We start from the raw sequence: 14,648 nt of genomic DNA, 5'->3' as shown, positions 1-14,648 counted from the left end.
TTGCTTTAATGCATATCCCGAAAACCGTTCCTGACGTTTCAGAATATACTCAGCGGCGATCCGAGATCGCACATCCGATGGCCACGCCGATCAGAATGCCGAGAATGCCGGCTGTCCCGAACAGCGTAGTCGCCGTTCCGGGGTTCTCGCGTATCGTTTCCGCCACCACTTGTCCGCGATCACGAACAGCCTGCGCCGTGTGCCGCAGCCGACCCGATACGTCATCCATTGCGTCTTCCGCACGCTCCCGGAATTCTCCGGATTGGGAGGCAAGCGTACGGGAAAGACGTTTCAGCTCACCGCGCATATCGGCGATCTGCTTTTCCAAAGCCTGCTGGATATCGTTGGTGGTCTTGTCTTCGGCCATTTGTCGTCTCCGTTTACTGATGCAAGGAAAACGTGCGGAAGGCCGTTCGGTTCCATTCCATTTCAGAGCCAGGTTAAGCTTATGGTAAACGGATCATAAACCATTTTAATTTACCAATTTCGAATACATGAACTGTCTGGAGCGGGGCCAGAATGTATATCGAGAATGGTGCGCCTATCAGCCGAACCGAGCCGGTTTCAGCACGTATCGTCAAAGCCGCAGCGCTTGCGCAATGCTGCATCGATCAGCAGGAATCGCCACAATCTCGCGCCTTTGCCGAAGCAAGCCTGACGCTTATGCTTGATGATCCGTCGCCCAAGGTGCGTATCGCCATGGCCGATGTTCTGTCCACCAGCGCGCATTCCCCATTGCATATCGTTACGGCGCTTGCGGCCGATCAGCCGGAAGTGGCAGGCTACATTATTGCCCGTTCGCCGCTTTTGAGCGAAGCAGACCTTATCGACCGTGTTTCCTTCGGTGCGCCGCTGATCCAGTTGCTGGTCGCGGCCCGCCCACATGTTTCCATGGCGCTTGCCGCCGCTATCGCAGAAGTCGGCACGTCTGAATCGGTCGCCGAACTGCTTCGCAATGGTTGTGCGCGGATTGCCCCGCTGTCATTCCGTCGGATCGCAGAGCGTTGCGGACATGAGCCGCATGTGCGTGAGGCGCTATTGGCGCATCCGCAACTGCCTGCCGACTGCCGTCATTTGCTGGTGGTGAAGGTTGGCGATGCCTTGAAAGAAATGCCACTGGTCAATCGTCTGCTTGGCGAGCGCCGCGCTGCGAAGCTGGTTGGCGATGCAGCCATGCGTGCTTCCATCGATATTGCCGAAGCCTGCTCGCATCAGGAACTGCCTGCCGTGGTGGAGCATCTGCGTCTGCGCGGTGAGGTGACGACCAGTTTCATCATCCGTGTTGTCGCAGGTGGTCGTATCGATTTGTTCGCGGCTCTGATGGCATCGCTGTCCGATCTTGACGAAGACCGTATTTGCTCAATCATTTCGCATGGACGCCCGGCAGCGCTGGTTGCATTGCTGCGTTCTGCCGGTTTGGCTGATGCCACCCATGTCGCGCTGATTGCAGCCGTTGAAGCATGGCGCGCTGTTGCCAGCGGACGCAGCAAGTTCGGTCCGGTGGAAGTCTCGGCTTTGATGCTCGAAACGGCTGGTAAAAGCAGACAACTGGCTGCAAACGACGATCTGTTCGCGCTGTTGCGCTCAATCCATCAGGAATTCATGCGCCAGACCGCGCGCGACAGACTGAACCTGATGTCGGTTGCCTGATTGATTATGATTTGCTGGCTGGTATCAGCCGGCTTAGCAAATAGCCTGCGGTCGTTCCGCAGACAGCTCCGGCGGCCTTGAACAGAAAATCCGCAATTTCCCCATGACGCCCGGGCGCCAGACGCTGCAAAAGCTCGAAAGCGCCTGCGCAGCCAACCGTCAGCAACAAGACCGACAGCCAATGGCGGGGATAGGCGAGCGCAAAAAGCGTACCCACGAGAAAGAATGCGCCGAAACGTTCAACATCCGCAGGTTCACCACTGACAGGGCGCAAGTTGATCGGGCCGACCGTGACTATGAGGATGAAAACGAGGACAAGCCAGGCAACAATGCGCAAAAAACGCTTCATGAAAGTGTGTCCTCTATTCGGCTCTATTCTTCGCTGTGATCGCCCTCATCAGGTGCGTCCTGCCGGGGATCTCCGCATCGGGCATACATACGGTCTGTGACAGATTTTTTCAGATTATTGCCGAAGGGCAATTCGTAGTGTGCGATGACATCGACGCCCATACACCATTTAACATCGTGCGGCGAGAGGCCATAATTGGTTTCCAGAAAGGCCGTCACATATTGGATGCCTTCATCGCACGTGTCTGTTTTGCAGAATTTGCCATCCTGCGCGAGTTGGCGAATCGATCCTTCGCCGATCTTGACGACGATAGGCTCGACCGCAAATGGAACCGCACCGCCGATTGCGATGACGATGAGTCCGATCAATGTGTATTTTATCGAGCGCCGCATAAATTGCCGTCATGCTTGTTTCGTGATGTCGCTATAACGCATGATCGGCAACATCATGGCAAGATCGTCAAGCCGTTACTGCGCTATATCGCTGTTTTAATATGCCTTTTCCGCTAGTATTCGCGCATTCTTCGCAATTTCTGCCTGTTATGGGCCCAAGATTGCGGCTCCTAAAAGAATGGCAATATTTTAGTATGTGACGGATTGATGTTGACTTTTACGTAAATGCGGTTGCACAACATTCAATCATTTGGTGCGTGTCCCGAAAACCGCGTGACGGTTTTTGGATAAGATGAGCGTAAAATAAAGATCGAGGGTGCAAGTCTGATCCATTCAGTTCAAAATGTACTCTTAAGTAAGGTGTGATGATCGTGGTGCGCGAATATTATACGATTACGGAACTGACGCGAGAATTCGGGATATCAACCCGCACCTTGCGTTTCTACGAAGATGAAGGACTGATTGCGCCCGTTCGGCGTGGTCGGACCCGCTTGTTCCGCCCGTCGGACCGCCACCTTCTCAAGCAGATTCTGCGTGGCAAGCGTCTGGGCTTCTCCATCGCCGAGATTCACGAGATTATTCAGATGTATCGCGAGCCGCCCGGTGAAACGGGTCAGCTCAAGCTTTTGATGAAGCGCGTCGAAGAAAAACGCGACGACCTGCGCCAGAAGCGCCGCGACATCGACGAAACGGTCGGCGAGCTGGATCAGATCGAAGAAGCTTGCATTGAGCGGCTGGCGGAACTCGGCGTCAGTACGTAACACCGCTTATTCGGGTTGGGTATCGGGAACTGGCGAACACATATTCGCAATTTCCCGAACCGTGCTGTTGTTCTGTTGATCGGCCTTGCCGGTAAAGACATCATCAAACAGTTGCGCCTTGTCGAGTTCACTCACGACGCAGCCGCAGAACGCCTTGCAAAGCGCTTCGCTGCCGGTTTGCGAACAGGCCGCCACGCATGACTGCGTGAAGGCTTCTCTGGGCGCCGGTCGGGCAGGCGGCGCGATCTGCACAAACACATAAACCAGCGAAATGAGCACCGGCTGGTGAATGAGGTAGAAGGCAAGGCTGTGCCTGCCAATGAAGGTGAGCGGCTTTTGCAGGAAGGCGGGCTTGATGCCTCCCGCCAGAAGCGGCAGCAAATTGTAACGCTGGGCGATACGCGCCGCCGCCATCCCCAACAGAACAGCGCCAAACCAGGGGAACAACGGCACATAGTCATTGGAACGTATTGGGACGGTCGAAAGCCCGACAAACGCCAGAGCGGGATGATTGAAAACCTCGGCTCTGGCAAAGTATGGCGCGGCAATGACCAACGCCGCAGCGATCAGAGTCACAATCCACGGCAGGCGCAAGAAGAGCAGGCCGAGAACGCTCGCCAGTGCAATCTGATGCAGAATGCCGAAAAAGATGAAGCTCTCCGGCGACATCAGATAGGTGACGCCAGTGATCGCCGCTGCTGCAACCACGATCTGTAGCAGGCGTATGCCCACCGAACGCCAGCGTATGCCGCGACCATGAGCGAGAACGAGGCTGAAACCGACGAGAAACAGGAAGCTGGAGGCGATGCAGCGCGCAAACAGTTTCCAGCCGCCCTCTGCCGTTGTTGCCGGGGCCATATAGCCAAAAAACTCCAGATCCCAGCCAAAATGATAGATCGCCATGGCGATCAGCGCGATGCCGCGCGCAATATCGATGCGCCCGAGACGCCCCAGAGAGGCGCGAGGGGTGGCAGATGTGGTTTCCGCTTCGGCAGTGTTCTGCATGGTGCTTTCCGGCTCCGATTCCTCGTAAATCTCTAACACAGCCTGAGCCCAATTCTATAGTATTGCGATAGGCGGGATTCGATCCCGCATTGACCGGTTCGTTTGGGGTTTCATAGTGTTCTATAGTTTTTCAAAACTTTTCTGGCTTTTCTTTCAACCACTTACGATCATTTTCCTGTTTGTTTTGCTTGGCTTTGTGACTGTGTGGGTCGGCTTTCGCAAAACCGGCCTGGCTGCGTTGGGAGCGGCTGCGCTTGTTCTGTTTTTCAGTGCTTTCACGACGCTTGGTGCTTTGTTTCTCGCACCGCTGGAAGACCGGTTTCCTAAAACTGCTTTGCCGGAGCGTGTCGATGGTATTGTCGTTCTGGGCGGTTACATGAACGGTGACATCAATGCGGGACGACCGGGATTTGAATTGAATAGCGCGGCTGACCGTATCGTCGAAGCCATGCGACTTGCGCGGCTTTATCCCGATGCAAAGGTCATCGTTTCCGGCGGCGAGGGTGCATTTTTTGAAGAATCGAGCAGTGAAGCCGACACGACACGCGCGCTTCTGAACGATCTCGGTTTCTCCGGGGGGCGCTATATTTACGAGAACAAGTCGCGCAACACGGTTGAAAATGCGGTTTTCTCGAAAGAGTTGGCCCAACCCAAGCCGGGTGAAAAGTGGCTGCTGGTGACCTCCGCTTATCACATGCCACGTGCGGTGGGTTGTTTTCGCAAGGCCGGTTTCGACGTGATCGCATGGCCAGTGGATTACAAGACGCGCCTCAACGAGAAATTCTCCATCTATCTGGAGTCACCCAATGATGCCTTGTCGCGTTTCAGCGTGGCGATGCGGGAGTGGGTTGGGCTGGCCGCTTACCGGTTCACAGGCAAGACAGATATGTTCCTGCCACAACCCTGATGCCGCAATTCTGCCGTCACTATAAAGCTTTTGTTAACGAAAAAATTTAGTAAGCTTTTGATTGGAATTATGTTTTTGAAGTGCGATGCTGATGCTTTTAACAGGCCGCCGCATTTCAGCCGTTTTTCGCCGTTGCTTTTCGCACTTCACGCAGCTATATGATTGGTAACAGTGACGTGATCAAAACCACTGTTATCCGGACCGATACACAATAGGGTTATGAAAAGTTCCATGGACGAAACCGTTCAAAAATCCTGCTGGGGCGTCACGCTCTGGGCAGTCATTGGGCTCGCCGCTATCATTCTCATGGCCTACCTCTTCTCTGTCTGATCGATGAGGCGCTGCGGATCAGACTGATCCGACGGCAGCGCGGAAACAGAGCTACGCATTCCGGAAAATTGATGCCGCATTTCGGCAATCCGTTTGCGTTATTCCTTTCCTACACTATCTGATATGAATGTACCGAAACGCGTATTGTATTCGCTCGCGTATACAATGGTCCTGAAAGGGCTAGTGTTACGGTCAAAGCTTGGTCAGTTCCCGCATGTCGGTGGGCTGTAGAAGGTGTGGAATGTTTCTGTCGGTTTTCGATCTCTTCAAGATTGGTATTGGGCCTTCCAGTTCCCATACGATGGGCCCCATGACGGCTGCCCGGATGTTTCTCAATGAGATCATCAGCGGCAACTGGCCTCGGCCTGCGCATTCCAGGATCGTTCGCCTGAAGGCGAGCCTGCACGGTTCACTGGCTTATACCGGTGTTGGCCACGCGACCGACCGCGCGGTCATTCTCGGCCTGTGCGGCTTTCTGCCGGACACAATCGACCCCGATATCATGGATACGGAAGTAGAGAAGGTTCTGGCAGCTAAGAAAGTGCAGCCGGAAGGCCATCCGTCTTACCAATTCGATCCTACGGTTGATCTCGTTCTCGACCGCAAGACGCCACTTCCCGGCCACGCCAATGGCATGGCGTTTTCTGCCTATGATCGCGACGACAATCTGCTGTTGCGCCGTGCTTATTTTTCCATTGGCGGCGGCTTCGTCGTCACCGAGGAAGAGTTGAGCCGCGTCCAGCGCAGTGGAGCGAAGCAGGATGACAAGGCCGATGTGCCTTATCCTTTCCGCAACGCCGCCGAAATGCTGGTTATGGCCCATGATAGCGGGCTGTCGATTGCTGAAATGAAGCGCGCCAATGAAGAAGTGCATATGTCGCGTGACGAGCTTGACGCAGGTCTGGATCGCGTCTGGGGCGCTATGCGCGGCTGCATCGAGCGCGGCCTGAGCCGTGAAGGCATTATGCCGGGTGGGCTGGGCGTTCGTCGTCGTGCGCGTCATATCCACGACAAGCTCCAGGATGACTGGCGCAACAATCGCAGCAACCCGCTGCTCGCCAATGACTGGCTGTCGGTCTATGCCATGGCAGTCAACGAGGAAAACGCTTCGGGTGGCAGGGTGGTTACGGCACCGACCAATGGCGCGGCGGGCGTCGTCCCGGCAGTGCTCCGCTATTATCTGCATTTCCACGACGATGCCGACCAGAAGGGTATTCGCGATTTTCTGCTGACCTCGGCGGCTATCGGCGGCGTTATCAAGCACAATGCGTCTATTTCCGGCGCTGAAGTTGGCTGCCAGGGCGAGGTGGGGTCCGCATCGGCAATGGCGGCAGCGGGACTTGCCGCTGTTCTTGGCGGTTCGCCCGAACAGATCGAAAATGCCGCTGAAATCGCGCTTGAGCATCACCTCGGCATGACGTGCGACCCGGTCGCCGGACTGGTTCAGGTGCCTTGTATCGAACGCAACGCACTGGGTGCCGTGAAGGCTGTAACCGCTGCGTCGCTGGCAGTGAAGGGCGACGGCAAGCATTTCGTGCCGCTGGATGCCTGCATCGAAACCATGCGCCAGACCGGCCACGACATGAGCGAGCGCTATAAGGAAACCAGTCAGGGCGGTCTCGCGGTGAACGTGGTGGCCTGCTGACCGCTCGAGCCTGTTCCAAAAGTCGTCCTGTGTGGCTGCAAATGGCAATTTGAAATCTGCTTTCGCATAATCTGAATCGAAAAGTCTGCAACTTTTCGGGATTATGCGAGGCTTCCGGTGCTCACGTCCTTGAGCACGCTCCGCTCCGGTACTCGAAAATCACCATTTTCGCACACATGCCGCTTTTTGATTCAGGCGCTCAATTTTAGGAGAACGCGATTCTTCACGCTTGAAGCGATCGCGTCCCTTGGCTAAACCGCTTCCATGGCTCTCAATCTCGTCAAGCTTTGTGTCGGTTGCGATAGTATCGAAGATCTCGCAGCCTGGATCGACTTCCGCCTCGCAGAACAGCGGGGCGCAGGGATTGTGCCCGAACAGACCCATACGACACGGATGGTGCCAAAGCGTATTGACGAGCTGCTTGAAGGCGGTTCGCTCTATTGGGTCATCAAGGGCAATATCCAGTGCCGACAGCGATTGCTGGATGTCCGTCCCTTCACGGATGAGGCAGGCATCAGCCGCTGCCATTTCGTACTTGAACCGAAGATCGTCCCGACGGAATGGCAACCGCGCCGCGCTTTTCAGGGCTGGCGTTATCTGAGTGATAATGAAGTGCCAAGGGATGAAGCAGCCGGAAAATCGGGCAGGGCGGCACTTCCTGCCGAACTGCGTCAGGAACTGGCCGCACTTGGGCTGCTCTGATTTGAATGCCTCTTAAAACAAAAAGCCCGGCACTGCCGGGCTTTTTGTCGTTCAGTTTGGTTTCCGGTCAGTTCTCGATCGTCACGCGAACGGTGATCGTGTTGGAATTGACAGGCAGCGTCATGCGCATCCGTGCGCGTGGCTGGGAAAGGCGCTTGTTGCGGGCTGCGTGGCTGACCAGCAGACCGACGAGATCACGGGTTTGAAACCCGGTGCCGCGGCGTACATCAGCAATCCGCAATGCGGCTTGCTTGAGTGTCTGCACGGAAAACAGGCCGCCGAGTGCAGGCGCACGGCTTTCTTCATGAGACCAGACGGTCTTCAGCGGTGGTTGTACGTAAGTGTCTTTCATATTGGACATCTCGAAACCCTCTACGCTTTACAAAATTCGGGTTTGAAGCTGTTGCGAGGGGCGAAAGTCCCCTCGCGCTTGATCAGTTGGCGACGGCATAGCAGCCGAAGCTCTTCTTCTTGAGAGATGCACAAGCATCCCATGCGGCCTGTTTCGAGTTGAAGCCGACGAAACGGGCACGGTAGTAAGTGGCGTTGCCTTTGTTGAAAGTTTCCGTGTAGGGCGATGCACTGCGCAGCGCGCCACCGACCGACGAGGAAGCCTTGGCAAGCATGTCGCGAGCCTGACCTTCGCTTGGCAGCGAACCGATCTGGATAGCCCAGCCGCCGGCAGACGGTGCTGATGCGGTCGTGACCGGATCAACGTCCTGCTGCGATGCCTGAGCCTGCGCTTGGGCCTGAGCCTGCAACGTTCCCGATGGGATAGAGGCCTTTGGCGTCGGGCGAATGGCGGCCTGTGCGGCAAGAGCTGCCGGACGGGCGGTCGGAGCGGCGAGCGCCAGCACCTGCGGCTGATCCGCATCGCCTTCACCGGATTCGCTATTGATCGTGTCGTTGACCGTTTCTACGCGTGCAACTGGAACAGGCGCCTGTTTCGCCTTCGGTAGATCGACGGCGGCAACGGTTTGCGGCACGTCATTCGTCGCGGCAATGAGGGCGTCTGTGCTGCGGCCACGTTTGGCCTGCGGCAAGTATTTGTTGATCAGCTGCGCCATATGGGCATCACGGCTTGCACCGGTATTGCCGCCCATCACAACGGCGACGATGCGGCGGCCATCAAGATTGACCGACGAAACGAGGTTGTAGCCGGAAGCATTGGTATAGCCGGTCTTGATGCCGTCGACGCCTTCAATGCGGCCGAGCAGGCGGTTGTGACCATTGATGGTCTGACCGCGATAAACGAAGCTGCGACGCGAGAAATACGCGAATTCACGCGGAAAATGCTGACGCAGCGCAATGCCGAGAATCGCCATGTCGCGTGCCGTGGAATGCTGCGCCATGTTCGGAAGGCCGGATGCGTTGCGGAAAGTGGTGTTGCGCATGCCGAGACGACGCGCTTTGGCGGTCATCATCTGGGCAAAGCGCTCTTCCGAGCCGCCAATATATTCGCCGACTGCGGTAGCCGCGTCATTGGCGGATTTGGTGACCATGGCGAGAGCTGCATCTTCGGCGCGAATAGTCTGGCCGGGGCGAAAACCGATCTTTGTTGGCGGACGCGCGCGGGCATAAGCGGACACAGGAATCGGCGTATCCCGGTTGATGCGTCCGGCCTGCATGGCTTCAAACAGCATATAAAGCGTCATCATCTTGGTCAGCGAAGCGGGATAACGCTGCGCATCGGCATTTGCGGCAAAAAGCGTCTTGCCCGTATTCGCATCGACGACGATTGCTGCATACCTGTCGCTTGCGGCAATAGCCGGTATCGTGGTCGAGGCTGTCGAACAGCCCGTCACGGTCGCGAGAAGGAGCGTAGCTTGCGCCGCTTTTTTCAGGGCATATGCGACTTTACTGAATGCCAAACGCACGATGATGACCTATCTGAATGCTGGCCTATGAGCTGGCCTTGCCGGAACTTTTAAGCTGCGGCACAAAAGGCACACAGCGATCTAATTCCTCCACCCTAATGTCATCAGCGTTACCAATCCGTTTATGGTAAGCGTGTCGTTCATAATTATCCGAAAATTTTTTTGGTCGCCCGATGTCGATCCCACCTTTGATCACGCATTTATGAAGGCCCTTTTGCTCTTCCGGGGTGCGGGTTCTGACAAAATACGACCGTGGTTTTTGGCAGAAAGCGTTAGCAATCCGGGCCTTGACCTATATTAGTTGTGTCAAGGGGCTCGCTGGTAATAAGTCTCGGTTGCAAGTGCCACTGAAGGGCTTAAAATCAACGGGAAAAGACCTACATATTGACGCAGGGCGGGGTCGGCAGATGGGCATTTGGGTACAGGTTTCATGAGGCATTTCAATACAATCATGCAAAGCAAGACCGATGGCGGGAACGGGCCGGATAACGGCACCGTTGTGGTCACGCGCACGCAGCCTAAAACCAAGAAGCCCAGCCTCTACCGTGTCCTGCTTCTAAACGACGACTACACCCCTATGGAGTTCGTCGTGCATGTCCTGCAGCGTTTTTTCCAAAAAAGCCTTGATGATGCCACGCGCATCATGCTGCATGTTCACAATCACGGTGTCGGCGAATGCGGTGTATTTACATACGAAGTCGCCGAGACCAAAGTGAGCCAGGTCATGGATTTTGCCCGCCAGAATCAGCATCCGCTGCAATGCGTGATGGAGAAAAAGTGAGGTCATATGCCATCGTTCTCTCCCAGCCTTGAAAGGGCACTGCATCAAGCCCTGACAATCGCAAACGAGCGGCATCACGAATATGCTACGCTCGAACATCTTTTGCTTGCCCTGATCGACGATCAGGATGCGGGCGCAGTGATGCGCGCCTGCAACGTCGATCTGGACCACCTCAAGCGCGTCGTTACCGATTATATCGATCGCGAACTGGATAATCTCGTCACCGGCTATGACGAGGATTCCAAACCGACGGCCGCCTTCCAGCGCGTAATCCAGCGCGCAGTCATTCACGTCCAGTCGTCGAATCGCGAAGAAGTCACGGGCGCCAATGTGCTCGTCGCCATCTTCGCGGAACGGGAAAGCCATGCTGCCTACTTCCTTCAGGAACAGCAGATGACCCGCTACGATGCCGTGAACTATATTTCGCACGGCATTTCCAAGCGTCCACAGAGCGGCGAAACCCGTTCGCCGCGCGGTGCCGAAAGCCCGAGCGAGGAGCAGCGCCCCGGTGGGGAGCAGGAAGAGGGACCGAAGAAGAAGCAGGACGCCTTGTCCGCTTACTGCGTCAACCTCAATGACAAAGCCAAAGCCGGTCGTATTGATCCGCTGATCGGTCGCGACAGCGAAATCAGCCGGACGATTCAGGTCCTTTGCCGCCGCTCGAAGAACAACCCGCTTTATGTGGGCGATCCCGGCGTCGGCAAGACCGCCATTGCCGAGGGTCTCGCAAAGCGTATCGTGGAGGGGCAGGTTCCCGAAGCGCTCGCCGACGCGACGATTTTCTCGCTCGACATGGGCACGCTTCTGGCCGGAACGCGCTATCGCGGTGACTTTGAAGAACGTCTGAAGCAGGTCGTGAAGGAACTCGAAGAGTTTCCGGGCGCGGTTCTGTTCATCGACGAAATTCATACGGTCATCGGAGCCGGTGCGACTTCGGGCGGTGCGATGGATGCATCGAACCTTCTCAAGCCTGCGCTTTCTTCCGGCGCGATTCGTTGCATCGGATCGACGACCTATAAGGAATATCGCCAGTTCTTCGAGAAGGATCGCGCCCTTGTGCGTCGTTTCCAGAAGATCGACGTCAATGAACCGTCGATCCCGGATGCGATTGAAATCATGAAGGGGCTGAAGCCTTACTTCGAGGATTTCCACAAGGTCAAATACACGGTCGACGCCATCAAGTCGGCGGTGGAATTGTCCGCGCGCTATATTTCGGATCGCAAGCTGCCCGACAAGGCGATTGATGTGATCGACGAAACCGGTGCGAGCCAGATGCTTTTGCCGGAAAACAAGCGCAAGAAGACCATCGGCGTAAAGGAAATCGAAGCGACTATCGCGACGATGGCCCGTATTCCGCCGAAGTCCGTCTCGAAGGATGACGAACTGGTCCTGTCGCATCTCGATGCGGAACTGAAACGTGTCGTCTATGGTCAGGATCTGGCTATCGAAGCGCTGTCGGCCTCGATCAAGCTGGCTCGTGCGGGTCTGCGTGAACCGGACAAGCCAATCGGCTCCTATCTGTTCTCCGGCCCAACCGGCGTCGGTAAGACGGAAGTTGCCAAGCAGCTTGCTGCTTCGCTCGGTGTGGAGCTTCTGCGTTTCGACATGTCGGAATATATGGAGCGCCATACGGTTTCGCGGCTGATCGGTGCACCTCCCGGCTATGTCGGGTTCGACCAGGGCGGTCTTCTGACCGATGGCGTCGATCAGCATCCGCATTGCGTGCTGCTGCTCGACGAAATCGAGAAGGCGCATCCGGACCTCTACAACATTCTGTTGCAGGTCATGGATCATGGCTCGCTGACTGACCATAACGGCAAGAAGATCGATTTCCGCAACGTGATCCTGATCATGACCACCAATGCCGGTGCGTCGGATATGGCCAGAGCGGCAATTGGCTTCGGCTCCACGCGGCGTGAAGGCGACGATATGGAAGCGATCAACCGGCTGTTCACGCCGGAGTTCCGCAACCGTCTCGATGCGATCATTCCGTTCGGTCCGCTGCCGGTTCCGGTTATTCATCAGGTCGTGCAGAAGTTCGTTCTTCAACTGGAAGCACAGCTTGCCGAACGTGGTGTTACCTTCGAACTGACTGAAGGCGCAATCGCATGGCTTGCCGACAAGGGCTATGATGAGCGCATGGGTGCACGCCCACTTGGACGTGTCATTCAGGAGCACATCAAGAAGCCGCTGGCCGATGAAGTGCTGTTCGGAAAGCTTAAGCATGGCGGCACGGTGCGCGTCGACGTGATCACCAAGGCAGACGGCAAGACCGACCTGTCACTGGAATCGGTTGCCGAGCAGCCTGTGAAGCCGAAGAAGGACATTCCGGCGGAGAAGAAGATTTCTCCTCGTCGGAAGGCCGCGCCGAAGAAGGCTGAAAAGGAAAAGGTTCTCGCCGGTAAGGACGAACCAGCTCCGAAGCCAGCCGCCAAGGCGGCGCCGAAAGCTTCGGCTGCCAAGTCATCGGTACCGAAAGTACCGCGCAAGAAGTAAAGCCTGATAAGGCGGCCCCTCTTCGGAGGGGCCGTTTTTGTTTGAGATGAGCCGCTCTATCCGTTTGTTTTCGCGCATTATCCGACGCATCGAAGCGGGACCAAAAATCAGTCCAGTGGACTGATTTCCCTGCTTAGATGCTTCGCACTTTTGCTGGAAATGCTCTAACGTGACTTCATGCCAGCGACTCAACTTCCCGATCAGCCTCCGCCACAGGACCTGACTTCAGCGCATAGCGGTCAGCATTTTCGTTGGTTCCTGCGCGGTTGTGGGCGCATTTTCAGCATTCCTGCCATATTGCTGATGAGTTCGTTTGTCGGCTTTGCCGGACTTGCCATTGAAAGCGGCATCTCGGTCGGGCAGGCGGTGTTTATGACGCTGACCATCTGGGCGCTTCCGGCCAAGGTCGTACTGATCGGTGCCATCAGTGCAGGCGCAACATGGCCTGCAGCCGCGCTCGCCGTCGGCCTGTCGTCGGTACGACTTATGCCGATGGTGGTGGCGCTTCTGCCGGAACTCAAAGGACCGAAAACGCGCAAGCTGACACTGGCGGCGCTGTGCCATTTCGTGGCGGTCACGGCTTGGGTCATGGCGATGGAGGAGTTGCGCAACATCCCGCGCGACATGCGCACCAGCTATTTTGCCGGGATCGGCTCGGTTCTGGTGGGCACCAATGCGCTGGTGGTGGCGATTGTCTATATGCTGTCGTCTTCGTTCCCGCCGGTTGTGTTTGCTGCACTTTTCCTGCTCACGCCGATGTATTTTCTAACCTCGCTCTGGCGGTCGGCACGCGAACGGGCAGGGCAGGTCGCCATGGCGTCCGGCCTGCTGCTTTTTCCGGTCTTTCACCTGTTTATGTCGGGATATGACTTGCTCTGCACCGGTATTGTTGGCGGCCTGATCGCCTTTGGCTTCCACCGGAAGCGTAGCTTGGCGAAGGAGGAGGCGCTATGAACTGGAACAGTTTCGACAGCTGGTGGTGGCCATTCGTCTTCATCATACTGGCGGGATCGCTGCCAACCTATATCTTTCGCGTCATGGGCGTGATCGTTGGCGGACGGGTGCGTGAGGATTCCGAGCTTCTCGTGCTGGTGCGGTGCATCGCAACGGCGCTGGTCGCAGGCGTGATTGCGCAGCTTATTCTTTATCCGAACGGCGCTCTCGCTGATTCGCCGATCTGGCTGCGGGTTGGAGCAGCCGGCGCAGGATTCGCCGCTTATCTGATGGCCGGCAAGCGTTTGCTCGTCGGCATCGCGGTCGCGGAAATCCTGCTGGTTACCGGGTTGCTCACGCTTTAAAAAAGAGTCTTATCAGAGCGCTGCGCGAATTTTCTCAGCATTTGCTGAAAGAACGGCGGGGTCTTCCATCTGGCCGGTATGCGGCTTGAGAGCGACGCCCTCAAAACGCGGAATGACATGGAAATGCAGATGGTAGACGGTCTGGCCGGAAGCCGGTTCGTTAAACTGCATGACGGTGACGCCATCGGCATTGAAAGCCTTCTTCACGGCCTGTGCCATTTTCTGCACGGTTTCGATGACAACAGCCAGTGTCTCGGGCTTGGCGTCGAGCAGGTTGCGCGAGGGTGCTTTCGGCACGACCAGCGTGTGGCCCGTGCCCTGCGGCATGACATCCATGAAGGCGACGACATCGTCGGTTTCGTAGACGCGCGTGGATGGAATTTCACCGCGCAGGATTTTTGCGAAGATGTTGTTGTCGTCGTAGGTGGCAGACATGCGATTCTCTCCAATGCTGG

The 14,648-nt window shown here is 56.4% G+C and carries 16 protein-coding genes; 9 read left to right on the top strand and 7 right to left on the bottom strand.

What is annotated here, in order from left to right; translation table 11 throughout:
• Window positions 1-49 precede the first annotated feature (49 nt).
• Complete coding sequence (locus tag FGI60_RS20850) at window positions 50-367, bottom strand: DUF883 family protein (protein WP_078340814.1); 318 nt, start codon at window positions 365-367, stop codon at window positions 50-52.
• 152 nt (window positions 368-519) lie between these two features.
• Between FGI60_RS20850 and FGI60_RS20845 the strand changes: the two genes are divergently transcribed.
• Window positions 520-1,650: a DUF2336 domain-containing protein gene (locus FGI60_RS20845; RefSeq protein WP_138786827.1), complete on the top strand. Its 1,131-nt coding sequence runs from the start codon at window positions 520-522 to the stop codon at window positions 1,648-1,650.
• Window positions 1,651-1,654: 4 nt separating this feature from the next.
• Here FGI60_RS20845 and FGI60_RS20840 read toward each other — a convergent pair whose 3' ends face one another.
• Both FGI60_RS20840 and FGI60_RS20835 read right to left on the bottom strand, forming a co-directional pair.
• On the bottom strand, window positions 1,655-1,999 hold the full coding sequence (locus FGI60_RS20840) for a VanZ family protein (protein ID WP_138786826.1): 345 nt from the start codon (window positions 1,997-1,999) through the stop codon (window positions 1,655-1,657).
• Between the two features lie 23 nt (window positions 2,000-2,022).
• Window positions 2,023-2,391, bottom strand: coding sequence for a hypothetical protein (locus FGI60_RS20835; protein ID WP_138786825.1), 369 nt, complete (start codon window positions 2,389-2,391; stop codon window positions 2,023-2,025).
• Window positions 2,392-2,765: 374 nt separating this feature from the next.
• Between FGI60_RS20835 and FGI60_RS20830 the strand changes: the two genes are divergently transcribed.
• On the top strand, window positions 2,766-3,152 hold the full coding sequence (locus tag FGI60_RS20830; RefSeq protein ID WP_078340841.1) for a MerR family transcriptional regulator: 387 nt from the start codon (window positions 2,766-2,768) through the stop codon (window positions 3,150-3,152).
• A 6-nt stretch (window positions 3,153-3,158) separates the two neighbouring features.
• On the opposite strand, the gene FGI60_RS20825 is transcribed toward FGI60_RS20830, so the two are convergent.
• Window positions 3,159-4,157 (bottom strand): heparan-alpha-glucosaminide N-acetyltransferase, encoded by a 999-nt coding sequence (locus tag FGI60_RS20825; RefSeq protein ID WP_138786824.1) that lies wholly within the window; start codon window positions 4,155-4,157, stop codon window positions 3,159-3,161.
• A 115-nt stretch (window positions 4,158-4,272) separates the two neighbouring features.
• Here FGI60_RS20825 and FGI60_RS20820 point away from each other — a divergent pair, with 115 nt between their 5' ends.
• From FGI60_RS20820 to FGI60_RS20810, 3 genes are all read left to right on the top strand, one after another.
• Window positions 4,273-5,064 (top strand): YdcF family protein, encoded by a 792-nt coding sequence (locus tag FGI60_RS20820; protein WP_138786823.1) that lies wholly within the window; start codon window positions 4,273-4,275, stop codon window positions 5,062-5,064.
• Window positions 5,065-5,635: 571 nt separating this feature from the next.
• On the top strand, window positions 5,636-7,039 hold the full coding sequence (locus FGI60_RS20815) for an L-serine ammonia-lyase (protein ID WP_138786822.1): 1,404 nt from the start codon (window positions 5,636-5,638) through the stop codon (window positions 7,037-7,039).
• Between the two features lie 264 nt (window positions 7,040-7,303).
• Window positions 7,304-7,741: a DUF1489 family protein gene (locus FGI60_RS20810; RefSeq protein ID WP_138786821.1), complete on the top strand. Its 438-nt coding sequence runs from the start codon at window positions 7,304-7,306 to the stop codon at window positions 7,739-7,741.
• A gap of 67 nt (window positions 7,742-7,808) precedes the next feature.
• On the opposite strand, the gene FGI60_RS20805 is transcribed toward FGI60_RS20810, so the two are convergent.
• Window positions 7,809-8,102, bottom strand: coding sequence for a hypothetical protein (locus tag FGI60_RS20805; RefSeq protein WP_138786820.1), 294 nt, complete (start codon window positions 8,100-8,102; stop codon window positions 7,809-7,811).
• 73 nt (window positions 8,103-8,175) lie between these two features.
• The gene (locus tag FGI60_RS20800; RefSeq protein ID WP_138786819.1) at window positions 8,176-9,618 is read right to left on the bottom strand and encodes a D-alanyl-D-alanine carboxypeptidase; all 1,443 of its coding nucleotides are present in this window, start codon (window positions 9,616-9,618) and stop codon (window positions 8,176-8,178) included.
• Window positions 9,619-10,048: 430 nt separating this feature from the next.
• On the opposite strand from FGI60_RS20800, the gene clpS reads away from it, so the two are divergent.
• The 4 genes from clpS to FGI60_RS20780 all read left to right on the top strand — a co-directional run bounded on the left by clpS (window position 10,049) and on the right by FGI60_RS20780 (window position 14,193).
• Window positions 10,049-10,399, top strand: coding sequence for an ATP-dependent Clp protease adapter ClpS (gene clpS / locus FGI60_RS20795; RefSeq protein ID WP_078340823.1), 351 nt, complete (start codon window positions 10,049-10,051; stop codon window positions 10,397-10,399).
• A 6-nt stretch (window positions 10,400-10,405) separates the two neighbouring features.
• Window positions 10,406-12,895 (top strand): ATP-dependent Clp protease ATP-binding subunit ClpA, encoded by a 2,490-nt coding sequence (gene clpA, locus FGI60_RS20790; protein WP_138786818.1) that lies wholly within the window; start codon window positions 10,406-10,408, stop codon window positions 12,893-12,895.
• Between the two features lie 177 nt (window positions 12,896-13,072).
• Entirely contained in the window at window positions 13,073-13,849 is a 777-nt protein-coding gene (locus FGI60_RS20785; RefSeq protein ID WP_171058824.1) for an AzlC family ABC transporter permease, read from the top strand.
• Entirely contained in the window at window positions 13,846-14,193 is a 348-nt protein-coding gene (locus FGI60_RS20780; protein WP_138786817.1) for an AzlD domain-containing protein, read from the top strand. The genes FGI60_RS20785 and FGI60_RS20780 overlap by 4 nt, the downstream gene beginning before the upstream one ends.
• 12 nt (window positions 14,194-14,205) lie before the next feature.
• On the opposite strand, the gene FGI60_RS20775 is transcribed toward FGI60_RS20780, so the two are convergent.
• Window positions 14,206-14,628: an HIT family protein gene (locus FGI60_RS20775; protein ID WP_138786816.1), complete on the bottom strand. Its 423-nt coding sequence runs from the start codon at window positions 14,626-14,628 to the stop codon at window positions 14,206-14,208.
• Window positions 14,629-14,648 lie beyond the last annotated feature (20 nt).

The sequence above is a fragment of the Brucella haematophila genome (assembly GCF_005938105.1).
GTDB lineage: Bacteria > Pseudomonadota > Alphaproteobacteria > Rhizobiales > Rhizobiaceae > Brucella > Brucella haematophila.
Note: the sequence above shows the minus strand (reverse complement) of the source record. Positions and strands in the feature narration are given on the sequence as shown.